Below are 24,557 nucleotides of genomic sequence, written 5' to 3' on the forward strand. Positions count from 1 at the left end.
CGATTATCTTAAGAAATCGTGATAAGTCACATAGAGGCCTAAGGATAAAAGGAAGAAAAATCCTAATCTCAAAACCTGTTCTTGAACAGCCATCGGCAAAGGTCTACCGGCGATCGCCTCGTATGTGAAAAAAACGATATGTCCACCGTCGGCCACAGGAATCGGAAGTAAATTCATTATCATTAAAGCGATCGAAATAAATGCCACGAACTGGAAGTAAGAGTAAAAACCGTCTTCTAAAAATTGCACGGAAACTTTGGCAAGTCCGACAGGACCGGAAACACTATCTTTTACCTTCAATCTTCCGGAAAAGATCATCCCGAGTCCCCTCAGGTTATCGCTGATCATTTTTCCAACGTCTTTACCGGATTGTAAAAATGCCTCTCCGAAGGAAAGTTTTCGGTCCATACTTTCCTCTTTCACATGCATCTTAGCGGTGAAACCTAAAAGACCGATTTGGTAGAATCCGAGCGTTGCATCCCAGACCTGACCCTGCACTTCCAACTGAACTCTTTTACCGATTTGAGCCTGGACTGTCTTTTTAAAATCTTCCAGATCTGCAAAAGACTTACCATCCATCTTTAAACTTAAAAGTTTGAGTTTAATTTCAGGATCATGACTTCTGAGACTGATTGTGCTAATTGGGATCTCTGGATATTTTCTGTCTCGAACATCCTTTAATTCGACAACGAATGCACCGAGAGGTGTCATTTCCACTTCCGCTTTTTCACGGGTCCAAGGATTGAGAAGTGGATACGTTTTACGATCTACTTCCAATTTCACTTTTTCGTTTTGGAATTTTCCGAGAGTGCGCTGTAATTCTGGAACAGTATGAACTTCTATCCCGTTTACGGACAAGATCCTGTCCCCATCATTCAGATAATCTAAAGCTCTAGATTCGATCGCTTCTTTGTTCAACCTTGCTTCTTGCAGAGCGAGTTCTCTCGGAGAAAGTTTCGGATCTAATGCAGCCTTTCTTTCTCTTTGTTTTCTATATTCCGCTGCTTCTCCATTCGGATCCAAAAAAGAAAGTTTTTTCAAGAACCAGTGACTTAGAGTGGTCCCGTATCCGAAGTCCACTTGCACGAGTCTTTCTCCTGCGAAGTCCACTCCTATCTGAGGATCTGCAAAATGGAACTCCAACTCCTTGCCTTCTCTTTCGACTTTGAGTTGGATATCTTTTCCTCGAGCAAGTCCTAGTTCGGATAATAATTCATATTTGGATTCTGTTTTGGTTCCGTTTACGGATACGATCTTGTCTCCGCTTCTTAAGCCTGCTTGGTAGCCCGAAGAATATTCATACACGGCAGGTTCTATATAAATTTTAGTTCCTGCGGGAGAATAACCGATCGCATACAAACCGAAGATAATAAAAAACCCGAGGATTAAATTGAATAGCGGCCCGCCGAAAACAGGGATCATTCTTTTTAGAGGAGGAGTAGATAAAAATTCTCCCTTCTCTCCTTTTAATGCCCCTCCTTCGTCGCCCTTAAACAGAACATAACCGCCTAACGGAATTCCAGTGACTTGAAAAGTGGTCTCGCCGATTTTCTTTTTCCAAATCCCTTTTCCATAACCGATGGAGAAGATCCTGGCCTTAACACCTACGACCCAACCCATGATCAAATGGCCCAGCTCATGGATAAAAATACAAAGGGCTAACATGAATACGATGCCAAAAATATCTGCTAACATAAATGCACTACCTTATCTTTAGAGAAATAGAAGGCCAATTCTCTGGCCTTTCTATCGGCTTCTTCATATCCTTCCAGATCATTCGGGAATGAATTTGGGATCTTTTCCAAAACATTTCGAATGAGAGAAGGTATCTCTGTAAAAAGAATTTTACCTTGTAAGAATAATTCCACAGCTACTTCGTTAGAAGCATTAAAGATAGAAGGAGCGGTTCCTCCTGCCCTCCCAGCCTCGTATGCCAAAGCTAAACCCGGATATCTTTCCATGTCCGGTTCTAAAAATTCCAGAGTTCCCCAAGAAGTAGCAGGATGAGTTCTCAAAACTTTAGGAACTATTTTAGGATAATATAATGAATGTGCGACAGGAAAGATCATGTCCGGATAGGAAGCATACACAAAACTTGCCCCGTCCTTTGTTTCCACAAGACCGTGAGCTACACTTTGAGGATGGATAACGACACCTATCTTGTCATAAGAGAACCCGAAAAGGAAATGAGCCTCTATGACTTCTAAACCTTTATTGATCATTCCCGCAGAATCGATCGTGATCTTAGGCCCCATATTCCAAGTAGGATGTTTTAATGCCTGCTCAATCGTTACCTTAGGAAGATCTTCTATTGGGAGTTTACGAAAAGGTCCACCGGAAGCGGTCAGGACTATTCTTTCGAGTGAGTCCTTCTTCATATTTTCTAAAAGTTGGAATAATGCGTTATGTTCCGAGTCTACAGGAACTAAAGATGATTTAGAATTTTGTAATAAACTTCTGATATAAGGTCCGCAACTTACCAGGGTTTCCTTATTTGCGATCCCTATTTTTTTACCTGCACGGATTGCTGCGACAGTAGGACGTATACCGCTTGCACCAACAACTGCGGTGACAACTGTTTCTATCTCGGGGGCTGAAACGATCTCTTCTAAACATTTGGGGCCGTACAATACTTTTGTATTTCCGATCTTATCTCCAAGTATCGATCTGTCTGCAGCGTCGGAGCTAATACAAAGAATATTCGGTTGGAATTCCTTCGCGATCAATTCCGCTTTTTGTAAATTGGAATGTACGCTAAAAGAAACTAACCGAAACTCTTCCGGAAATTGGCGGAGTATTTTGAGAGTAGACTCTCCTACCGATCCGGAGGCACCCAGTATAGAGACGCCTCTTTTCATATTGTTAGTTAGACCGGAAATCCAAGGGCGACCTTGATCTGCAGATAAAAATAAAGGATAGGAACTGTTAAAAGTAAAGCGTCGGCTCTATCCAAAATCCCACCATGACCTGGGATCAAATTCCCTGAGTCTTTTACCTTAGCGTCCCTTTTCATGGCGGACTCCAATAGGTCCCCTACGATCCCCACCAAAGATAAAATCAAAGAAACTAAAAATACTTCCGCACCAGAAACTAAAGGCGCAACACCTGTACTTCTTTCCCAAAGAAAGTTTAATAAGAATACGGAACCGATCGCAACTAAGATCCCGGAAACATAACCTTCCCAGGTTTTTTTAGGAGAGATCGCAAGTCCTGCAGGATTTCTACCAAACCAACGCCCACCGAAATATCCTCCCACATCGGTGAGGAATGTCGCAACGGAAACTAGGAACACATAGTAGATCCCTTCATTCATTCCTAAAAGAAGAAGTAAATGTCCGAGTGGAAGAGCTGCGTAAACCACTCCTAAGATCGTGGAACTAACCGAGAAGATTGCTCCATCTAGCGGTCTTCTCAAGATTTGGAGAAGGAAACTGAACAGGAAAAGTAATACGAAGGAGAATGTTACCGCATCGAAAGTAGGCACAAACAGTTTGAAATGTGTCTGGAAGAAGATAGGAGGCTCGAACTTATTTTGGGAAGCAACAAATCTAAAATAATAAATTAATAATATTATAATAAAGAAGAATATCCCGGTTCCTTTGAAAGGCCTTCCGTCCTGGCCCCTGTCGGAAAGTCTATAAAATTCAGTCAGACCGATCGTTCCTGCAACTATAAGTATCGCCAAAGTCTGTAGATAATAAAAATCCCTGTAAAAGATCATGAACAGGTATAGGGCTACGAGCACAGCCGCCGAAAGGATCCTTTTTGTAGTTTCACCCATTCTCTAAACCTCCGAATTTTCGGGTCCTTCTTCCGAACCAATCTAGCGCTTCTCTCAGATCCTTGTCTCCGAAATCAGGCCAAAGATTTTCAGTAAAAAAAAGCTCCGCATAAGCGGATTGCCATAGAAGGAAATTGGATAATCTCCTCTCCCCAGCGGTTCTAATCAATAAATCTACTGCCGGAAGGGGGTACGTATACAAATATTTTTCGAGTTCTTTCGTGCTGATCGGTTTTTGGATCGAGATGGACTTCTTCTTTCTTTCTTCCACTAATCTGGAAAACGCATTTAAAATCTCTTCTTGAGACCCGTAATTTAAACAGAAGTTCACTGTTAATTTGCGGTTTTTGCGGGTGATCTCTGCGGCGTGATCGATTTTAGATAAAACCAAAGAGCTGAGCTTTTTCCTAGAACCTGAATGTAATATTCTGATCCCTCTGGCGTTGATCTTATCCAAACGAGAATCTATAAATTCTACCAACAGATTAAATATGGATCTGATCTCAGTAATCGGACGTTTCCAGTTTTCTGTGGAGAATGCGTATAGGGAGACTACTTCTAAACCTAAAGAAAGACTGGAGTCCATGAGACGATCTATTGCGTCCGCTCCTGCCCTATGTCCTTCGGATCTGGAAAGTCCTTTAGATGTCGCCCATCTTCCGTTCCCGTCCATGATGACCGCCACGTGACGGGGGATTTTTTTTTTGGAAGAAGCCAAGCTTAGACCGTAGTGATTTCTTTCTCTTTTTCAGCGGTAATTGCGGAAACCTTATCAATATAAGAATCCGTAATTTTTTGCACCTGGTCTTGCAGAGTTTTCAATTCGTCTTGGGAAATTCCTTCGGAATGTTTTTTAAGATCTTCCATCGCATCACGACGGATGTTTCTGACAGCGACCTTTTTCTCTTCCGATTTGGATTTTACCACTTTTGCCAATTCTTTACGTCTTTCGCCCGTAAGTTCTGGAATGATGATACGAATTACAACCCCGTCATTAGTAGGTTGTAGTCCTAGTCCGGAAGCTTGGATTGCCTTCTCGATATCTTTCATAGTTCCCTTATCATAAGGAGAAACTACCAAAAGTCTAGGCTCAGGAGCGGAGATATTTCCCAACTGATTGATTGGAGTAGGAGTTCCGTAGTATTCCACTCTAAGATCTTCGATCAATGCAGGGTTCGCCCTGCCCGTCCGGACTCCCGCGAAATCCTTTTTCAGGAGTTCTACGGTTTTATCCATTTTGGACTTCATTGCGTTGATTACTTCTTCATTCGCCATCGATCCGAATATCCTCCGAGTTAGAAATCAGGGTACCTATTTTTTTGTCCCCGAGAACCAAATCTTTTAAATTGCCCCGCTTAAAAATGTCAAATACGATTATTGACATATTGTTTTCCATACAGAGGCTGAGGGCAGTAGAATCCATAACTTTCAATCTACGTTTGATGGATTCCATAAAGGAGATATGAGTATATCTTTTAGCACTAGGATCTTTTTTAGGATCCGCTTCGTAAACCCCGTCCACCTTGGTGGCTTTTAGGATTACTTCGCATCCTACTTCTACAGCTCTTAAACTTGCTGCAGTATCCGTAGTAAAATAAGGGTTACCTATTCCACCTGCAAAGATCACGATCCTTTTCTTTTCCAAGTGACGGACCGCTCTGCGGCGGATATAACTTTCTGCGATTGAATGAATATCGATTGCTGATTGAACTCTAGTATAGAGTCCTTTTTTCTCGCAAGCATCTTGAAGAGCCAATGCGTTTTGGATGGTAGCAAGCATCCCCATATAATCTGCGGTGGCTTGGTCCATTCCGACCTTAGCGAGATTTGCTCCTCGGATCAGGTTTCCCCCTCCGACTACCAGAGCAATCTCTACTCCTAAAGAATGAACTTCTTTGATCTCTTCTGCAAGAGAATGGGCTTTATTACTATCAATCCCAAACTCTCCCTCTCCGGCAAGTGCCTCACCGGAGAGTTTTATTAAGATCCGCTTATACTTAGAAGTTTCTTCCGCCAAGGTTTAAGCGCCGCCTACCTGGAAACGAGCAAAACGAGCTACGATGATATTCTCACCGAATTTCGCGATGGATTCCTTAACCAGATCGTCAACGGTCTTAGTGTTATCCTTGATGAAGGCTTGGTTCAAAAGGCATACTTCAGAGTAATACTTTTTGATTTTTCCCGGAATGATCTTTTCGATCTGCTCCGGTTTTTTACCTTCTTCTTTTAATTGAGCTTCCAAAACCTTAGTTTCACGCTCGATATCTTCTGCAGGAACTTGTTCTTCGCTTACGTATAGTGGAGCCATGGCTGCGATTTGCAGACAGATCTCTTTTCCTAAAGCTTCGAAAGCCTCGTTACGTGCAACGAAGTCAGTCTCAGAGTTGAGCTCGAGTAGAACTCCGATCTTTCCGTCTCCGTGGATATAGGAAATGTTTCTTCCTTCTTTGGTCACGCGTCCTGCTTTTTTAGAAGCTTTTGCGATCCCTTTCTCACGCAACCAATCTGCAGATTTATCTAGATCGTTACTATTCTCTTGAAGAGCTTTTTTACAATCCATCAATCCCGCACCGGTGCGGTCTCTTAGTTCCTTAATAAGGTCGGTAGTAGATGCTGACATGATCTTCCCTCTTACTCGGCTTTATCGATTTCAATTGTAGAGGAAGCTTCTGGAGCTGGAGTAGCTTCAGTAGCAGGAGCCGCCGCTGCAGTAGCAGCAGGATCTTCTTTTTTAGCTCCGACTGGATCCTCGTCCATGATGAACTTACCACTTTCGTCGTATTCACCTTGGTATTCCAAAGCAAGTGCTTCTGAATCAAGATCTTCGCTGAAGCGAGGTTGTTCTACAACTCCACCTGTTCCTTCGATCACCGCATTAGACATGGTTTCGAGGAATAAGGAGATCGCGCGGATCGCGTCGTCATTACCTGGGATTGGATAGTCGATCAATTCAGGATCACAGTTAGTATCAACTACTGCGAAAATTTTTAGACCAAGTTTACGGGCCTCTTTAACTGCGATCTCTTCTTTCTTAGGATCGATCACGAAAAGAATTTCAGGAATGCTAGTCATGTCCTTGATCCCGCCCAGAGTTTTGCGGAGTTTGTCTAGCTCTCTACGAAGAGATAAAACTTCTTTTTTAGTTTTTACTTCTTTTTCGAAGGTATTGTCTGTTTCCATTCCCTCTAGTTTTTTCAAACGAGCGATGGATTTTTTAACTGTATTCCAGTTAGTTAAAAGTCCGCCCGGCCAGCGGTTATTGATGAAGAACATGCTACAACGGAGTGCTTCTCTTTCGATCGCTCCTCTCGCTTGTTTTTTAGTTCCAACGAATAGGACTTTTTTTCCTTCGGAAGTAATCTTCTTCAACGCGTCATAAGCTTCTTTCGCTTTTTGAACGGTTTTTTGAAGGTCGATGATATGGATCCCGTTTCTTGCTGTGAAGACATAGGGAGCCATTTTCGGATTCCATTTTCTTGTCTGGTGACCGAAGTGAACTCCGGTTTCCAGAAGGTTTTTCATGGAAATTACTGACATGAGTTGTTTACCCCTTTTTTAGTACGAAGAACAATGTCGCCACAAGTCCCAAGAGACTTGCAGGGGTAACTTGTGCTTCGACTTTAATTACGTAAAGTTCCAGCCGAACCGGTTCTTGTAAGAGGTAGACGGAGAGGATATGGACCCCAAAAACGTTGTCGATGATTACTCCGACTACGGCTCCGGCCAAGGTTCCTAATAAGATGGCTAATGCGATTTTAGACGCTTTTCCGCCGTCCATAGGTCGTTTCGGGCTGGCAGATACCAATTTTTCAGGTCGGACCGAAGGGTCAATCCTTATTAGGAAGGATCATCTCACAGTTGCCTTCGAAGATCACTCCATCAGCAATCTGCAGCTTGGCAGTCTTGATGTTTCCGTTTACCTTTCCGCTAGGAAGCATTTCCAATCTTTGGGTAGCGATCACGTTTCCTGTGATCTCTCCCCCAACGATTACAGTTCCTGCCTTGATATTGGCTCTGACCTTGGCTCCTTCGCTAACTAATAGAAATCCTTCGGATTCTATTTCCCCTTGGAATTCACCTGAGATCTCCAAAGGTTTTTTGAAGTTTAGAATACCTGAGAAATGAGTGCCTCTTCCTAAAACAGTGGAGATAGTCCCGAATTCGGTTACTGTGCGGCTTGGTTTGGATGCGGTTGCGGATTTTTTTGACATGATACCAGATTATTTCGTTTTCATCTCGAAAACCCCATCCCAATCTTCAGGTGGAGGATTCGCGATAAATGCTTCGCAGCGTCCTATATATTTTTTAGAAGGCCCGTCGTTCGGAGTGATCTCTACTGCTTTTTTGAATAGTTCCCAAGCTTCCTTGAACTTTCTATTCTTGTACAGTGCGAGACCCTCGTCGTACAATTTGAGAGTTTGTTTAAAAGACTCGGTGACCATTTAGCTCACTCCTTATAGAGAACGACAACTGCAGTAGAATAATTTTCCGCATGGCTGATGGATACGGAAACACCGCTATAGCCTTTCTCGATGAACAATTCTTTGGATTTTCCGTGAAGTACCAATTCTTTTTTTCCAAAATCTTTCCCGAAAAGTTCGATTTCTCTCATATCAAGGATCACTTTGTGACCGGGTTCTATCGCCTTAATGAATGCTTCTTTTACACAAAATCTTCCGCTGAGATGAGGGACTGGATCTTTTCTGCCCGAACAATACGCGATCTCAGTTTCGGAAAATACTCTTTTCAGAAATCGATCTCCGTGTTTATTGAGTAAGTCTCTGATCCTGGAATTTTCTACGATATCATTCCCTACGGTGATCTTCATTCTTCCTCAGGCTCCGGCAGAGGTTCTTCCGAGCCCGGATCCGAGTTTCCATCTCCCCCATCCTCGCTTCCAGTTCCACCTGAACCTATATCTGGACGGACTCTGTACAGGATGGAAATTCGATCTGGGAAAACTCCCTGGATCTCTACCGATTTTAAACTAGGTGCTTTTTCCAAACGGATTTTTGCGACCACAGGTTTACTATCCGGAAGGATCTTTTTGGTTTTAGGATCGTATTTATGAGAACATACCACACTTGCATTTAGACCTTTGATGATCTGGATACTTCTTAATGGAGTTTTGGACTGTAATTTTACGGAAACTTCCTGCTCTGAAAACTCTGCTTCCAGATTTTTATCCAAGTTCTGGCATTTTACAGGAACACCTAAGACTATACTTTCTCCAGGAGTGGAAGAATCAGCTACGATATTCACTGTTACTGAAACTTCTTTTATATTGTCTCTATATCTTAAACCTGCAGGAAGATCCGGAACCTTGAATTTTTGAGTGAATGTCTTAGTCTTATCTTTCAAAGAGATAGAAGGTAAACTGACTAACCTTCCCACCTTATCGAACTCGGAAGGATTTCCTACAACAACTAGGCTCGTAGGAGAAACGAAATGGGAAGATTTGATATAATCCTTAGGAGGATCTCCCACAAGCTTAGGCTCTATTATAAGAGTCCTACTTACGTTTGATTCTATAATGATTTTAACTTTTTCTTTTCCGGGGATTTTAGAAATTCTTAAACCTGGAGTTGTGCCCCCAAAGCGGACCACATTTACTATATTCTCTCCTGGATGAAGATCAGCAGGAGAAATATATGCCTTTAAGGAAGGAGTGTAGAAATTCACATAATCTCTTACACCTTCCACCTTAACAGGAAAAGTAGTGTCCGATCCTTTAGCGATAATGAGACCACCGCTAAGTTTAGGGTATTCTATCTTGATATTTACTTCTCTTACAAGAATTTTAGAATTTTGTAAATTAATATAGAATAATGTGGCAAGAATGACGGAGCCTAATTTTGCCTGCCAGTTGTTTAAGAGAGCCTTAATCATTCGACTCCCCTATTTCTTCAGACTCGGTCTTTTTGTCGGAGTTTGGATTTACTGGTCCTGCTTTCTTTTCCTGAAGGATAGTATTTAAAAGATTTTTTAATTCGATCGGTTTGACCGGATGGATCATTTCCCCATCGTGACAGACCGAAATTTCTCCTGTTTCTTCCGAAGTGACCACTACTACAGCGTCGGATTCTTCCGCGATCCCGAGCGCCGCTCTGTGTCTAGCGCCCATACGTGCATCGTCTAAATTTTGGGCCATCGGTAAAAAAGCACCTGCACATGCGATCCGGTTCTGCTCTATGATGACTGCTCCATCATGAAGCGCGGTATTCTTTTTGAATATGGTAAGAAGAAGACTCGTAGAGAGAATAGCATCCAACTGAACCGCTTGCTCCGCGATGTCTTTGAGACTATGCTCTCTGACGATCGCAATCAAAGATCCCGTCTTATTTTTGGCCATGATCTTGGCGGCCTCTACGATCTCATCCAGATCAGTTACAGTCTTTAAAAGAAAAGGACGGAACAATCGAAGCCTCGCCATATCGCCAGTGATCTTACGAAGTTCCGGCTGGAGTAGAACGATGATCGCAAACACAAGTGCAGGACGGATATTGTCTATGATCCAATCCAGAAGTTCAAAATTCAATGTTTGGGCAAAGATCCCAAGCACCCAAATAAGGCCGATCCCCAAGAGAAGCTGGACCCCTCTTGTCCTACGGATGGTAGAATAGAATTGATAGATTAAAAAACTAACGATCAGAATATCCAGGACCATAACGATCCCGAACTTATCACTTTGGAATAAACTGATGTTTTTTAAAAAATCCATTCCAAGAACCTTTATAACCCTAATACGGAAAACATATCGTAGAGGCCTTTTTCTCTTCCGATCAAAAATTCGGCGGCTTTTACAGAACCGACTGCGAATGTTTTTCTATCCTGTGCCTTATGGGAAATTTCCACTCTTTCTTCGGGAGTGAAAAAATAGACTGTATGATCTCCGATCACTTCTCCCGCTCTGAGAGTATGGATCGCTATTTCTTTAGGATCTCTTTCCGGAAGAATTCCGTGGCGGCCGTGTATAACATTTGACTCCGTTCTGGAGAGAGTTTCTAAAAGTATGGCCTTCAGTTTTTCTGCGGTTCCGGAAGGAGCATCTTTTTTATGACGATGATGGATGTCTTGGATCTCGATATCGGCCAGATCTCCCATGACTCTTGCGGCGATCTCAGTCAGTTTAAATAGAAGATTCACCCCGATGGACATATTTGGAGAATACACGATCGGGATCATTTTAGAAGTTTCTTTTAATAATTCCTTATGAGTTTCCGTAATGCCTGTCGTTCCTACCACAACAGGTTTTTTGAATTCTTTACAGGCAGACAGAACGTCCGACAAAATTTCTCTAATAGAAAAATCGATCACAGTATCCGAATCTGAAATGGATTTAGAAAGATCGTCCGAAAACAAAATTTCATTTTGTTTGAGCCCGGAATGTAAACCGGAATCCAAACCTAGATAAACGGAACCCTTACTTACTACCGCAGCGGAAAGTTCCGAAACTTTAGATTGGGAAAGGACTTGGATAATAGCCTTCCCCATTCTTCCAGAAGCACCAATGACTGCGACACGATTCTTGCGGGCCAAATCGAATTCCTTATTTATAACCTTTTGCTAACAGATCGGAAACCGTTTTTTTCAAACGATCCGCTCCAGCGCCCGCACTCAAAGATGTCATAGGAAGACGGATCTCACCGGAACAGAATCCATTCCAACTCATTACCGCTTTGATCGGAATAGGATTGGTTTCTATAAATGCTAACGCGAATAATTCTACGAAATCATAATGGATCTTTTGCGCAGAGCTCAAGTCCCCTTTTTGAAAGGACTCAACTAACTTCACTAAACTTTCCGGGAATAGATTCGAGATAACGGAAACTACACCTTTTCCGCCTAAGGAAAGAAGAGGAAGGGTCAGATTATCATCTCCGGAAAGAACAGTCATCTTGTCTCCGACAAGAGAGATCAATTTGGACATTTGTCCTAGATCTCCAGTGGCTTCTTTCATGGATCTGATCTTTGGATGTTCCGAAAGACGAAGAACAGTTTCCGGCAATAAATTCACGGAAGTCCTACCCGGAATATTGTACAACATCACAGGCACAGAAGAATGATCCGCGATCTCTTTAAAATGAAGGTACAAACCTTCTTGAGTTGGTTTATTATAATACGGATTGACTTGTAGTATCCCGTCCACTCCGTCTTTGCAAGCTGCCTCGGTCAGTTCCACCGCCTCTCTAGTAGAATTGGAACCGGTTCCTGCCACGACCAAAACCCGCTTTTTGACATGTTTCACGGTTTCGCGGATCAGTTCCGCGTGTTCTTCATGAGAAAGTGTAGGAGATTCGCCAGTGGTACCGCATGGCACCACACCGCTTACCCTCGCTTGGATCTGTTTATCCAAAAGAGAAAAATAGGAATCATAGTCTATTTTCCCGTTCCGGAATGGGGTAATAATGGCAGTAAATACGCCTTGAAACATAATATATAAATTCCTGATCCCTGGGCGATTTGGCAACCGTTTAATAATGATTCCGTACTTGGTCCATTCTCCAACTGAGGTAGATTAATACGCCCATTTCCAAAAAACCTGACCAAACGAATGTAGAAGGAATTCCGATCCGATCGGAGAAAAATCCGGATAAAATTCCGGAAAATGCAGGCACCAAAAGAAAGACCAGGCTATAGAGAGAAAGTATCCTTCCTCTGATATGATTTTCAGTATTTTGCTGGATCCCCGCCGGGATCAGAGTGATGATCACTCCGGTCATAAACCCAAACACGAAAAAACAAATGGAAGTTAGCACCAAACTTTCCGCAAGAAACGGAATAAGTGAGAACAAAAAACAACTGAAGAGAGCGGATCCGAAAAGAATATGCCCCTTCTTCTTTAAACCATGAAGAAGAAATGTAACTCCTCCCCCGATTACAAGCCCAACCCCTAAAGCGGAAAGTATGGCTCCTCTTTGCCCTTCGCTTAGACCTAAAATTTCCTTGGCGTATTTAGGAAGAAGGACCTGAACTGGACCGACTAACAGAACCACGGCGCCCATTAGTAATAAGAACTGAGATACTAACGGAGAATTTTTTAAATACTCAACTAACTCAGAGATCCCTGGACCGGAAGAAGTTTGGCTTCTTTCCCTCATCTGTACCGGGATCAATACCAAAAAGAAAACGCTCAGAACATAAGCGGAGCCTATGCTCATAAAAACATATTTAAAGGAAAAATATTCCTTAAAATATCCGGCTACTAAAGGAGCAAGACCATAGCCAAAAAGAACAAGAGTGTTTAGCCAAACACTATGTTTTCCTATTTTAGAATGTTCTAATAGATCTCCTAGTATCGCAAATCTCCCAGGCATCACAAAAGAGAGTCCTATCCCGGAAAGGACTGAGGATACTAGAAGAAGATACGGTTTTCCAGGAGAGATCCATTCCAAATGCAATGCCAAAGCAGCAAATCCGGAACCACAGGCCATAGAAATTTGAGCTGCTGCAAGAAGCCATTTCCTGGAATATTTATCTAATAATCTACCTGCGGTGAAACTTAAAAACAGAAGAGGAAAACATATAAAGAAGAAGACCCACCCAGAAAAAGTATCCGAATTGGAAATGCTTTGGGAAAGAATAATGGCGGTATAATTGAACATATTACCCGCGAGTAAGCCCAAAATAGAAGAAAGATAGTAAAAAAGAATCACGGGAAGAAGATTGAGAAAAATCAACTCCCCAGGCAAGCCGTTTTCCTAGAAGAAAGCTTTATCTATCGATATTGCCAATTTAGTAATATAGCCTGGCATAGGAATTCTAACCGAAAAATTAATGCCCAAAATAAGGTAATCTTGATCTTCATAGGTAATAAAGTCCTTTCTAACTATAGTACCTTCGAAAAGTATCCGATTACTTCGGTCAGGACTCTGAATGTAACCCTTTAGATGAGACCCTAAAGCGATTTTATGTTCGTCATTTATCGGACCGATCAACCCTACTCCTACTTCGGAAATATCAAATACAAATCCATTAAACGCCAGATCTTCTATATTGGCATGCACTTCAAATTTACATAATTCTTCGGAAGAATACCGAGGCGCTCTCCTGCGTTCCATTTTTTCTCTACCCAACCTTTGTCGTAAGTATAAGACTTTTAAAAAGAAAAAAACCAACCCAAGATTTTCTCTCAAGCCCTGATTAAGTCATACTCGATTAATAATTTATTTCCATTTAATTGAATAAAGCGGATGTTCCAGTAACACTTAGGGAACGAATTTGGCCCAAATCACTTACTCAATTCAAAATAGACGACCGCGCACAAACCAATCCATCAAGTAACAAACGAACACTGTTTTCTAAGTCACCCCCCGTGACATATCCACTCATTCGAGGGATAAAAAAGTATATTATAAAAATTTAATTATATATCAAACGTTCTGTTCTAACAGTGTTCATTTTAAAATTCCATATTGTAATATTACAAATGTTCAATATAGGAAAAATTATTTTATAAGCGAAATATAATTGGAGTGACTTCGAAATTCCAGCATCCATGCTTTGGCTCGAAGAGAATATAGAAATCTCCTTCAATAGAGAGTGGAGTTAATTTAAAAATGAACATTCGAAACTTTTGGAAAATCCTAAGCGGGACTTTCCTAATCATGGGAGCTTCCACGCTTTCGGCACAAAGCCAAGCGCAAATGTTTTCCAGACCCGGAGTAATTGGTGACTCCTTAAGCCAGGGTTTTTATGGCGCAACGGTAGAAGAGAAAACTCAAAACTGGGCTTATCCTGTTTTAGTCTCAAAACAAGCTGGTTCCAACGTTTCGTATAACGTTCTCAAAGGACCGTACTTAAATTTCGAAGATGTGCTTAAAGGTGATTGCGGGGTATTCTGCATCGCTGCTTCCATCATTGGTGGAAACGGATCTACTGTTGGACTTCCAACACATGCAGGGATCACCGGCGCGGATTACACTACGGTTTTACAAACCTCCGGTCAGTGTGAGAATATTAATGCAACTACTTGGGCCAAACAATGGTATTGGGAAACTTGGTACTGGTATACTTATCGCTGGGTGCAAGTTCCAGATTGCCAATCTCCGGATAAATTCCACCAATTCGGTTTAAGAAGTTCCGGAACCCAAATGCAAGTAATGCAGGCAGTGAAACCTAGTTTCTTGTTCGGAACCGCAGCTGCGAACCATGTCCTTTGTACTGCATTAAGCACTTCCACAGATTGTTTGGACCAAGCAAGATTTTTGCGGGATATCCGTTCTACCATGTCTAAAATGGCTGCGATCGGTTCCATCAAAGGTGGAGTTCTGTTTACCGTTCCGAACGTAACTTCTATCGCGTTTTTAGAAAACTATAATGATCCTCAGGGAAGAGTAAACTATTCCGGTTTGAAAGCATTCTTCCGATCTTCGGTTTCTGATCCTTCTCAAGTTTTAGATAAGAATGAGGTTGCCACCATTACGAATTTCTTAACTTCCATAAACAACGAAGTGAAAGCTCAAGCTGTGGCGATGGGATTTGCATTAGCAGATCTTAAAGTTCTTTTTGACGATTTGAAAGAGAATGGTCGATTGATCAAAAGTCCTTCCGGTTATAGCCCAGGTTATGCAAAAGCTAACTGGCCTCTTCCTGGCCAACCTGGTATTTTTGGCTTGGACGGAGTACATCCGAATATGTACGGCCACTCGGTTTTCGCGAACGAGCTGATCAAAGCGATCAATTCCAAATACGGTTATTCTATTCCGCAAGTAAGCGAATACACCGCTTGGTACTATGATTCTTTAAATCGTAATCCGGTTGACTTGAAAAAATTCCTGACAGACACTTTGTTCGGTCAGTTTATTTCTTGGGTCATCGGAATTTTCGTTTAATATTTCGAAGTGTTTCCCGCTCACTCGGGCGGGAAACATCTAAATACAATCTTCTAATTTCAATTTTCTTTTTATCATAATGCAATTCTTTCGTTCTTATTGGCCCTGGATCTCAGGTGCAGTTATTTTTATTCTTTGTATTCTATTTATATTTTGGCCGGATAGAAAAACGAATTCTCCCAGTTTAGGAGAAGAAGCTTCCGAGGTAGTTGATCGAAAATATGGAAGCGGCACCCTGGAATTTCCGGATGCCCCCCATCCTTTTGAAGAAGATCCGGACATAGAAGGCCCAGCTAAAAGACTTTGGCCTGCAGCTTTTAGAGAAAAGAAAACGGAAGAAGAGAGAGAAAAGATCAGAGAAGAATGGATCGATTTTGCAGCAAGATATCCTCGCAATATTTATATCCCGAGCGAATTCCGCCCTCCACTCACTTCAGAAGACGAGAAAAAAGCAAGAGAACAATTGGATAAGGTAACTTCTGCGGAATCCAAGTTTGCTTTATCTAGAAATGAAGGCAGATATGCGCAACCTGGATCTGTTCCAACTCGTCCAAGTGACCCGAATGTAACTCCTGAAGAACAGAAGGCTTACTTCTCTTATAAAATTTCAGAATTAGAATCCAGAATTCAGTTGGTACAGTATGCAATCCAACAAGGTAGAATGGATTCTTCTCAGATCCCACAGGCGAATTCCGATATTGCAAGCTGGCAGAAGGAATTACAACAGTTAAGGCAAGTTTCCGAATCGGTGCCTAGATAATGTTTATGAAGTTTAGAGTATATTCTGTTTTTATAATTTGTTTTGGTTGGGGACTGGGAGCTGCCGCTTTTGGCTTGACTTTAGGATGTTTTGGCCCTCCTCGACCGGATCTTTTGCCCGAAGTTCAAGAAGAAGAATTACCAAGCTTAGAACAAGTAATATCGGATCTCAAAAGCCAAAACCCAAGAATGAGGTCTCAAGCTATTTTAGAATTAGCATCCAGAAACGAAAAAAAGTTCATCCCTATCGCTCGAGAATGGATGAGATCTTCGGAAGAGATCACAAGAGGCCCCGCTATCTTAGCATTAGGGATCTGGAAAGATAAATCTTCTCTTCCTGAAATAATGGTTTTTTTAGATCCTAAATCAGGGATCGATATAGGAACTGTGCTAGAATCCATTGCAAGAATGGAAGATCCTCGGGCAGGAAACCGTGTTGCTGATCTTTTAAACCAAGAAGATGCAAATATTCGACTATTGGCTGTTGACACTTTGGTTCGGATCAATGCAAAACAATCCGGAAAAAATATCTTAATCTCCGCCAAATCAAACAAAGATCCGGAGAAGGCTAAAACTTTTGCAATGGCATTAGGAAAACTGAATGTTATTGAAGCGGAAGATTATCTTATAGATCTTGCTTCTCATTCCGAGCCTGGCCCCACTTTGGCGGCTTCTTATTTGGCACTTGGAAAGATCCGAAGTAAAAAGTCCGTTCCACTTCTGGTAAAAGCGTTACAATCGGATTTTGACAAGGGAAGAGAAAATTCTTCTATTTCTCTTATAGAGATCAAAGATCCGAAAATTTTGCCTTTGGTCCTTCCTATTCTAGAAAACCAAGATAGGGAGATCCGATACAGAGCGGCGGATGTTCTAATTGGAGTTACTAACACCGGATTTTCCACTCACATTTTAGAAGTTTTGGTGAAAGGTAAAGCTATAGCAAAGGCCCCTGCAGCGCATGTTTTAGGTCGTATCAAATTTTCAAAAGCAAGAGAAGAGATAGAGAATACATTAGTAGATCCGAATATTCCGGATAGAGAGATCATTGCTCAATCCTTAGGATATTTGGGTGATAAAAAAAGTATACCGGTACTTATTAAAATCTTAAAAGAAGACCAAACCGAGGCAAGATACGGAGCAGTTTGGGCGTTAGGTGCAATAGGTTCTGAAGAAGCACTTCCATACGTGGAAGAGGCTTGTAAGTCTAAAGACCAAAAATTGGCAAAGATCGCTTCTGAAAGTTTAGGAATGATCGCTTCCCCTAGATCATTGTCACTTTTAGATAAAAAAACGGAAGATTTTCCGGATTTGGCGCCAATCACGCTAGCAGCAATCACTTCTATTCCAGGGGAAGAATCCCGTAAAATTTTAGAAAAATACGCAGAAAGTGAAAATATAAATCTTCACCAAGTTGCCGTTTCTCAACTAGGGGCCAAAAAAGATCCTGCAAGTGTTCCGGTCTTAATTCGATTGCTGCAAGAGGATTCAAGATCTCGGAATAGAAAGTTGATTATTTCCGCATTAAGATCCGTTACCGGATTGAAGTTCGCTTCTAAGAACGAGTGGATTAATTGGTATATCGTAAATTTTTCTAAAAAACATCCGTGAGTTTTAGAAGGATTGGATGGTTCGGATCTATGACTTGCGCTTTTTCTGCAAACTTCTTAGCTTCCTTTGATTGATTTAAGTTTTTATAAATATCCGCTAAGTTGATCAGATTATTTAGATAATTTTTGTCCAATGAGTAGGCGATCTTTCCAAAATATTCTGCCTTTTGAAAATCCTTATTCAATTTACTCGAATAAGATGCATAATACTGGGACTCCAATCTGCTTGGATTCAAATTTGCAGCTCTTTCAAAAGATCTAGCTGCGGAAGAAAAATCTTTTAGTTTCAAATAGGATTTTCCAAGTATGATAAAGAATTCTTCCTTATCGGAAAAAATGGTTTTGTATTCATTCAAATAATCGATAAGGGAAGAATAGGACTTTTTCTTGTAAAGAGCCTTAGCCTCTTCTAATACATCATTCAAAGATATTTCATTCTTCAACTCAGGTTCTACTAAATATTCTAATTTCAAAAGAGTGAAATCGTCAGTTAATTCCCCGAATTCCAGAGTTTTTTCGTATATCCGTTTTAGATCTCCCTCGGATTCTTCTACCGTTCTTAAAAACTTTGTTTCGTCCTCGTTTACGATCCTCCCTCTTTCATCATTTCCGATCAAAACATCATCTTTACCGTCTGATCCTAGTATCAGAACATCATACTTCTTTAATTGGAAAAACTTAACAAAGAAGTTCTCCTCATTTCCTGGTATACCTATTTTACGAAGCGTAAGTTCATTCTCCAAAAATCCTGCGGATCCATCTCTATATAAGATAGGCCAAGGATGTTCTGCATTGATATAATAAAGAGCTCCCTTTTTTTCATTCAACAAACCGATCACTACTGAAATATACATAGATCCGTCGAATGATTCAAAAATACCCTGAAGTTCTAAAAAGGATTCTTTCAACCATGATTCGGGAGCTTTCGAATATCCTGCATTACGATTAGTCCTAGTTAATAATGATTGGAAAACGGTTCCCATCACAAGCGCTCCTCCCGCTCCTTGGATGGATTTTCCCATTGCGTCCCCGTTTACAAAGACTGTGTATTTCTCTCCTTGGATTGAAATATTTCCAGAAATACTAATATCCCCGCCTATCTCGTAATATTTCTCTTTGAATAAAATGCCTTTTTTCTGTTTTGAAAAGAAATCTATCTTCAAAGAAGGGCTGGCAGTATTATTCGTAAATAAAGGACGGATCAGTAAAGAAGTTAAAAAATAATCTCCATCTTGCTGGGTCTTCAGTTTGCTTACATTCGCAAGAGATTCATTTAACTCTTGAGTCCTTTCTTCTACCTTAAGCTCCAAATGTTCATTTAGTTCTTCCACTTGCTCGTTCAAACGTACGAATTTATTAGCAAGAATAGTGGCAATACTGATAATAAAGAAGAAGAATGCGTAACCGACAGTTCTTGGAAAAACAAATAGGTTCCGATTGGACATTGTATCCAAAACTGCGGACAAAGCGACGACGGAAACTCCAATCAAGATGAGCAATGCGTCCCTGTCTTTTGTTCTGATTTTATGGATTAAATAATAAAAGATGAGAACAATATAAGCTGCCCATCCCAATTGGACTGCTGAGCTATTCAATTTATTATATAAAATTATATTGTTTGAAACCAGATAGAATATTATAAAAACTCCGTAAATTCCATCTAGTATATTAATAAACTTCCCTCTTTGAAACTTGAAATAAGATCGGATAAAATTTGTAAATATAGGAATAAGGGCAGTCAGAATAATATATTCTGTTTTTTTCATATACAAGAATGGGATTCCAAGATCGTATTTGATTTGGTTTCTGAGAAATTGATAGATTACTAAGAAGATAGTAAATAGTCCGAAATATAGGTTTTCGGTATCAGTCCTTCTTCTCATAAATAGAAATAGAAAGTATCCTCCTACTGTGAGATAAATCATCAACAGCGCGATTTTGGTATATTCTGCCCGATAATAATTTCCTTGGATCAATCGAGTATCGCCTATCTCGGTCCGGTCCTGCTCTATCCCGGCTTCCGGATGAAAATACTTTTTCACTTCCAGAACCAATATATTCTCCTTCCCGCTTCGTATAAGCCCTGGAGGAATCGAGTATATTCTGATCTTATCATACGCCTGAGGCTCGGAAGAATTCATATCGCCGGTTTCTCCGATCATTTTTCCGTTCAGGTAAGTTCTATCCTTATCCGTCAAGGTTCCTAAACGAATAGAGATCCCTGCAGCCTTCCAGGCTTCAGGCGCGATAAATTTCTTAATTATATAAACCTTATGTATTGATTCATCGGAAACCCTGTACACTCCAGGTGCATTGTAAGGATTTGTTTTGATCCCGGTCCCTTCTCCGTTTAAATAAGAAAGTGAAAATTGTTCCGGATCCAATACCTCCTCCGTAATTTCCCAAGAATGAGTGCCTGTGGAATTTAGGCTGGTGATTGAATCAAAGGACCCTATTTTTTGGATCTCTTGTGAAAAAAGTAAATTTGGAAAAAGCAGAATAGATATGAGGACGATTGCGGAACGAATCTGCATCGGGTATTCCTTGGATTGAAAATTGGATTTCGAATCTGCATGTTCTTCAATCTATCCGGACCTAAGCGTAGTTTAGATCTAAATTCGGAGCAATTTAAAGAACGATGTTCGGGATTTTCGGATGCGAGCTTTTTGTTTTTCGACTTGCGAGCGTTAGTTTAAGAGTCCAATTTTAAACAATTTTCACAAGTACATTTTTGTAAGATAGATTACAACTTTGTGTCTTAGCGCCTGGTTAGATTTCGAAAAACCCTACCTCAAGTAAGTGACCCAAATAAAAATAGCCTCGCCCGAAAGAATCCCAAGAACTATCTGAGAATTTTCGGGCGAATTGTTATTAAAATTTTATCCGTTACAGGAAATAAAATAAAGAACAACTGCGATCAAAGGAGGAAGTCCTTGGATAATTGCAGCTCTTGCCATAGCAGGTCTAGAAACTAATAATACAAGCCCAGCTCCGAAAACGGAAAGACATGAGAATGCTAAGATAGCAGGAGCATAACCCGGATGTATCTCGAAAAAAATCGCCCCATACAATGCACCGATCGCAAGAAATAAATTATAATACCCCTGGTTCAAAAAGACGCCCTTCATAGCTTCCGCTAATTTTGTGTCCGTCACTCCGAATCTTCTGTGAATACGAGGACGCATCCATAACACGCTTTCCATAATAAAGATCCAAACATGCAAAAAGCCGACGATAGCTGCTAAAATTCTTGCTGCTAATATCATTCCTTTTTCTCCTATCTTCCGTTCTTTACAGCTTGGGAAAGTTACCAAGGGAAGATATTTTGTAAAGATGAATCCATCAAAAACAGTATTCTTTTCAAAAAACAAAAATACGAAAACTGTTTTCAACCCCGACCATATGTTCGTTAAACACGGGCAAAAACGAAGGCCAGATATAAAATCTGGTTACATATTTGGAAATATATTACAAAGCTTAAATTAGCTAACGTTCTCTCCAGGAAAAATATTAGCCGTTATGCAAAGATACCTCAAGCAGGATAAAAGATGACTTCGTGTAACAAATCATTAATACTTAAATTAAATTTTGCCTTATTTGACACGCATCTAACTTCTTAGGTAGAACCCGTTCTTACAACAGAACTCAAATTAGTAGGAAATTTTTTCTAAACAAATATCTTCATCGAATGAAATTTATTGAATGATTTCTCTATGACTCTCGTCCTATTTCTCTGGAAGTTAACTCATAATTCCTATTCAAAATAAATTCTGAGTTAGAAACAAATATATTAAGAATATTTAAAGCGATCGTAAATGTCGCTTATCAAAACACTACTTCCAAAGAGGTGTATATTACATGTCCAAGAAAATATTGATCGTAGATGATTCTCCTGCGCAGAGGAAATTAGTTAAAGTTACCTTAGAGTCCAAAGGCTATGAAGTATTGGAAGCGGAGAACGGCGCTCAAGGTTTAGAACTATTAAGCTCAGATCTAAAACTGGTCGTTTGCGACGTGAACATGCCGGTAATGGACGGAGTAGAGTTTGTTGAAAAGGTAAAATCTTCCGGTAATTATCAATTTCTCCCAATCGTTATGCTTACTACAGAATCCCAAATCGCAATGAAAGAGAAGTTAGTTGCACAAGGAATTCGAGCCTGGATCACGAAACCGTTCAGTATGGATCAATTACTCTCTTCCGTTTCTAAGTTAGTAGTGTAAAAACGGATTTTCATTTTTGTCGATGGAAACAAATCGTAAGAACAAAATCAAAATTAAGGGAGAGTTACGAGCTCGTAAGCTTGCAGCAATACGTTCTCGTCTTCTTCCTTACACAGACTCCGATCTAACATTGGATCTCTCTGAGATTACAGAATTCGATACATCTTCGTTACAGTTTTTACTTTCAATCCAAAAAGATTTGGAATCCAAGGGAAATAACATGATCGTAATATCCCCTTCCGAACCGGTAGAAAGAATAGTAAGATTTTATAATAAAGAATTTCTATTGGGATCTTATTCTCAAACCAGGACTGAGGAATAAAAAATGGACCCTAGAGATAAACCGGGTTTTACAGATTTCCTCTCCGAAACCAAGGATATGCTTGATTCCTTGGAAAGTGACTTGGTTAAGATAGGGGAAGGAAATAGAGAGAAGGAAGTATTAAATTCTCTCTTCCGATCGGTTCATACGATCAAAGGGACCGCCGGGATGTACGATTTTTCAAAAATTGCAGACTTCGTGCATTTTTTGGAAGAGACCTTAGACAAGGTTCGCTCGGGCATCATAGAACCTTCCAGCGATCTAGTACAAATCGTTCTTCAATGCAAGGACCATTTGCTTCTACGCTTAGAAACTTTCGAATCAGGTGAATTTGAAAGTGAGGACATATTAAAGGAAGGCGAAAATCTCATTTTCAATCTTTCTAAATATAATCCGGATTCATTGTCTACAGAACCTAAATTTTCCCACGAAACTTCATCCACGAAAGAATCCAACGCATGGCTACTTCGTATTTCCTGCAGTGAGAACTTATTCGTAAATGGTTTAGATCCTTATCCGTTTCTAAGATATCTTGCGGAAAAAGGAGAATTAAAGGAAACCAAGTTAGATGAAACTAGGATCCCTAAGTTTTCGGATCTGGAACCGGCAGCCTGTTTTCTAGATATTGAAACTGTTTATGTTTCGGAACTTACTAAAGAAGAAATCTTAGAATCTTTCGAATTTGCGGGCTTGGATATGACTGTAGAAATCGAACCTATTTCGGTTCTTTCTACTACTAACTCTGATCGAAAAGATCCAATGCCTGAAAAAGGTTTTAAAGAAAGCTCAAATGGAGGTTCCCAAAATAAGACCTCCACTTCACGAACAATCCGAGTCGATGCGGACAAATTAGATTTAGTGGTCGATCAGGTAGGAGAAGTTGTGGTAATCTCTTCCGCTCTCCAACAGATCGCAATAGGCCTCAAGGATGAATTCTTAGAAGAACTTACTCATAGAATGTCTCGGCTTTTGGAGCAAATACGTTCCAACAGTTTAAAACTAAGAATGGTGCCTGTGCAAACCTTATTCAGTAGATATTCCAGAGTCGTTTTCGAATTAGGAAAACAAACTGGTAAATCAATACGATTGGAGATCAGAGGCGGAGAAACGGAACTTGATAAAAACTTAATAGATAACTTGATAGATCCTTTAACTCATATGGTTCGCAATTCAATCGATCACGGAATAGAGTCTTCGGAAGAAGAAAGGATCCGATTAGGCAAACCTCCCGAAGCATTGATTGTTTTGGCTGCCTCTCATAAGTCCGGCGAGATCCTAATAGAGATCTCGGATGATGGAAAAGGAATAGATCCCGAAACAATCTTAAAAAGAGCGAAAGAAAAAGGTTTATATAAGGAAGGAGACGCAATCAAAGAAGAACAGATCTATTCTCTTCTATTCGAGCCCGGCTTCTCCACAGCCGAAAGTGTAACCGAACTCTCCGGAAGAGGAGTGGGACTTGACGTTGTTAAGAAGAACGTAGAATCCTTAAGAGGAAGAATAGAGATCAATTCCGAAAAAGGAAAAGGTACTACGTTTAGGATCTTTCTTCCGTTAACTCTTGCTAACATAGACGGATTTCTCTTACGGATAGGCAAAAACCAATACGCGATCCCCTTAGATATGGTGAAGGAATGTATGGAATTCCATCCGCAGGAATTCCTTGTAGGCGAACAAAATTACATCAAAGTTCGCGATAAGGTAATACCTTACGTTGACATGAACGATTGGTTTGGAGAACCGAAAGGGATTGAGGGACGTAGAAACTTAGTGATCATAAATTCCGGAAATCTACAAGCAGGCTTAATAGTCAACGACCTACTTGGAAGGATACATTCCGTTATTAAACCGTTAGGCGGCTTCTTTGCAGAGACACAAGGAGTAAGCGGCTTTGCTCTATTAGGCGACGGATCAGTCGCAATGATCATAGATACAACAACATTGCTCTTAAGCGTTCGATCGAACAGCGAAGAGATACTACATACAAAATTGAATCAGCAAATATCGACCCTCTCAAGGGCTTCGAACTAATA

26 protein-coding genes are annotated in these 24,557 nt (G+C 40.6%); 6 read left to right on the plus strand and 20 right to left on the minus strand.

From position 1 onward, the window contains the following. Window positions 1-3 precede the first annotated feature (3 nt). Genes CH352_RS15895 through CH352_RS15980 form a run of 18 tightly spaced genes read right to left on the minus strand, consistent with a single transcriptional unit; the run spans window position 4 to window position 13,917 of the window. Complete coding sequence (locus tag CH352_RS15895; RefSeq protein WP_100707846.1) at window positions 4-1,695, minus strand: site-2 protease family protein; 1,692 nt, start codon at window positions 1,693-1,695, stop codon at window positions 4-6. After that, complete coding sequence (dxr, locus tag CH352_RS15900; RefSeq protein ID WP_100707847.1) at window positions 1,689-2,858, minus strand: 1-deoxy-D-xylulose-5-phosphate reductoisomerase; 1,170 nt, start codon at window positions 2,856-2,858, stop codon at window positions 1,689-1,691. The genes CH352_RS15895 and dxr overlap by 7 nt, the downstream gene beginning before the upstream one ends. Before the next feature lie 8 nt (window positions 2,859-2,866). Beyond that, window positions 2,867-3,781 carry a phosphatidate cytidylyltransferase gene (locus CH352_RS15905; RefSeq protein ID WP_100707848.1) on the minus strand — a complete coding sequence of 305 codons (915 nt, stop codon included), beginning with the start codon at window positions 3,779-3,781 and terminating at the stop codon, window positions 2,867-2,869. After that, on the minus strand, window positions 3,774-4,499 hold the full coding sequence (locus CH352_RS15910; protein WP_100707849.1) for an isoprenyl transferase: 726 nt from the start codon (window positions 4,497-4,499) through the stop codon (window positions 3,774-3,776). Before CH352_RS15910 ends, CH352_RS15905 begins: the two co-directional genes overlap by 8 nt. Before the next feature lie 2 nt (window positions 4,500-4,501). Then, entirely contained in the window at window positions 4,502-5,056 is a 555-nt protein-coding gene (gene frr / locus CH352_RS15915) for a ribosome recycling factor (protein ID WP_100707850.1), read from the minus strand. Continuing rightward, on the minus strand, window positions 5,046-5,798 hold the full coding sequence (gene pyrH, locus CH352_RS15920; RefSeq protein WP_008592152.1) for a UMP kinase: 753 nt from the start codon (window positions 5,796-5,798) through the stop codon (window positions 5,046-5,048). Before pyrH ends, frr begins: the two co-directional genes overlap by 11 nt. 3 nt (window positions 5,799-5,801) lie before the next feature. Beyond that, the gene (tsf, locus tag CH352_RS15925; RefSeq protein ID WP_100707851.1) at window positions 5,802-6,401 is read right to left on the minus strand and encodes a translation elongation factor Ts; all 600 of its coding nucleotides are present in this window, start codon (window positions 6,399-6,401) and stop codon (window positions 5,802-5,804) included. A gap of 11 nt (window positions 6,402-6,412) precedes the next feature. After that, window positions 6,413-7,318 (minus strand): 30S ribosomal protein S2, encoded by a 906-nt coding sequence (gene rpsB / locus CH352_RS15930; protein ID WP_100707852.1) that lies wholly within the window; start codon window positions 7,316-7,318, stop codon window positions 6,413-6,415. Window positions 7,319-7,325: 7 nt separating this feature from the next. Then, entirely contained in the window at window positions 7,326-7,586 is a 261-nt protein-coding gene (locus tag CH352_RS15935; RefSeq protein WP_207766717.1) for a hypothetical protein, read from the minus strand. Window positions 7,587-7,608: 22 nt separating this feature from the next. Then, entirely contained in the window at window positions 7,609-7,992 is a 384-nt protein-coding gene (locus CH352_RS15940; RefSeq protein WP_100707854.1) for a bactofilin family protein, read from the minus strand. Between the two features lie 9 nt (window positions 7,993-8,001). Further along, on the minus strand, window positions 8,002-8,223 hold the full coding sequence (locus tag CH352_RS15945; protein ID WP_008592471.1) for a tetratricopeptide repeat protein: 222 nt from the start codon (window positions 8,221-8,223) through the stop codon (window positions 8,002-8,004). A gap of 5 nt (window positions 8,224-8,228) precedes the next feature. Continuing rightward, a complete protein-coding gene (acpS, locus tag CH352_RS15950) occupies window positions 8,229-8,609 on the minus strand; it encodes a holo-ACP synthase (protein WP_100707855.1) in 381 nt (126 codons plus the stop codon). Further along, entirely contained in the window at window positions 8,606-9,670 is a 1,065-nt protein-coding gene (locus tag CH352_RS15955) for a YbbR-like domain-containing protein (RefSeq protein ID WP_100707856.1), read from the minus strand. The genes acpS and CH352_RS15955 overlap by 4 nt, the downstream gene beginning before the upstream one ends. Then, entirely contained in the window at window positions 9,663-10,502 is an 840-nt protein-coding gene (gene cdaA / locus CH352_RS15960; protein ID WP_100707857.1) for a diadenylate cyclase CdaA, read from the minus strand. The genes CH352_RS15955 and cdaA overlap by 8 nt, the downstream gene beginning before the upstream one ends. An 11-nt stretch (window positions 10,503-10,513) precedes the next feature. Then, window positions 10,514-11,320 (minus strand): 4-hydroxy-tetrahydrodipicolinate reductase, encoded by an 807-nt coding sequence (gene dapB, locus CH352_RS15965; protein WP_100707858.1) that lies wholly within the window; start codon window positions 11,318-11,320, stop codon window positions 10,514-10,516. 10 nt (window positions 11,321-11,330) lie between these two features. After that, entirely contained in the window at window positions 11,331-12,215 is an 885-nt protein-coding gene (gene dapA, locus CH352_RS15970) for a 4-hydroxy-tetrahydrodipicolinate synthase (protein ID WP_100707859.1), read from the minus strand. A 40-nt stretch (window positions 12,216-12,255) separates the two neighbouring features. Beyond that, window positions 12,256-13,437, minus strand: a complete 1,182-nt coding sequence (locus CH352_RS15975; protein WP_100707972.1) for an MFS transporter — start codon at window positions 13,435-13,437, stop codon at window positions 12,256-12,258. Between the two features lie 45 nt (window positions 13,438-13,482). Continuing rightward, window positions 13,483-13,917, minus strand: coding sequence for a PilZ domain-containing protein (locus CH352_RS15980; RefSeq protein ID WP_243396421.1), 435 nt, complete (start codon window positions 13,915-13,917; stop codon window positions 13,483-13,485). A gap of 423 nt (window positions 13,918-14,340) precedes the next feature. Between CH352_RS15980 and CH352_RS15985 the strand changes: the two genes are divergently transcribed. The 3 genes from CH352_RS15985 (at window position 14,341) to CH352_RS15995 (ending at window position 17,982) form a co-directional block, all read left to right on the plus strand. Beyond that, the gene (locus CH352_RS15985) at window positions 14,341-15,615 is read left to right on the plus strand and encodes a hypothetical protein (RefSeq protein WP_100707860.1); all 1,275 of its coding nucleotides are present in this window, start codon (window positions 14,341-14,343) and stop codon (window positions 15,613-15,615) included. 79 nt (window positions 15,616-15,694) lie between these two features. Beyond that, a complete protein-coding gene (locus CH352_RS15990) occupies window positions 15,695-16,375 on the plus strand; it encodes a hypothetical protein (RefSeq protein WP_100707861.1) in 681 nt (226 codons plus the stop codon). After that, window positions 16,375-17,982: a HEAT repeat domain-containing protein gene (locus CH352_RS15995; RefSeq protein WP_423789720.1), complete on the plus strand. Its 1,608-nt coding sequence runs from the start codon at window positions 16,375-16,377 to the stop codon at window positions 17,980-17,982. Before CH352_RS15990 ends, CH352_RS15995 begins: the two co-directional genes overlap by 1 nt. On the opposite strand, the gene CH352_RS16000 is transcribed toward CH352_RS15995, so the two are convergent. Next, on the minus strand, window positions 17,966-20,515 hold the full coding sequence (locus CH352_RS16000; RefSeq protein ID WP_100707863.1) for a SpoIIE family protein phosphatase: 2,550 nt from the start codon (window positions 20,513-20,515) through the stop codon (window positions 17,966-17,968). The genes CH352_RS15995 and CH352_RS16000 overlap by 17 nt on opposite strands. A gap of 345 nt (window positions 20,516-20,860) precedes the next feature. Next, window positions 20,861-21,247, minus strand: a complete 387-nt coding sequence (locus CH352_RS16005; protein ID WP_100733518.1) for a DUF1304 domain-containing protein — start codon at window positions 21,245-21,247, stop codon at window positions 20,861-20,863. Window positions 21,248-21,839: 592 nt separating this feature from the next. Here CH352_RS16005 and CH352_RS16010 point away from each other — a divergent pair. From CH352_RS16010 to CH352_RS16020, 3 genes are read left to right on the plus strand one after another with little or no spacing between them, the layout of a single operon-like run. After that, entirely contained in the window at window positions 21,840-22,202 is a 363-nt protein-coding gene (locus tag CH352_RS16010; protein ID WP_100707864.1) for a response regulator, read from the plus strand. 22 nt (window positions 22,203-22,224) lie between these two features. Next, window positions 22,225-22,524, plus strand: a complete 300-nt coding sequence (locus CH352_RS16015; RefSeq protein WP_100707865.1) for an STAS domain-containing protein — start codon at window positions 22,225-22,227, stop codon at window positions 22,522-22,524. 3 nt (window positions 22,525-22,527) lie between these two features. Beyond that, a complete protein-coding gene (locus CH352_RS16020) occupies window positions 22,528-24,555 on the plus strand; it encodes a chemotaxis protein CheA (protein ID WP_100707866.1) in 2,028 nt (675 codons plus the stop codon). The last annotated feature ends 2 nt before the right edge of the window (window positions 24,556-24,557 follow it).

It is taken from the genome of Leptospira hartskeerlii (assembly GCF_002811475.1).
Taxonomy (GTDB): domain Bacteria; phylum Spirochaetota; class Leptospiria; order Leptospirales; family Leptospiraceae; genus Leptospira_B; species Leptospira_B hartskeerlii.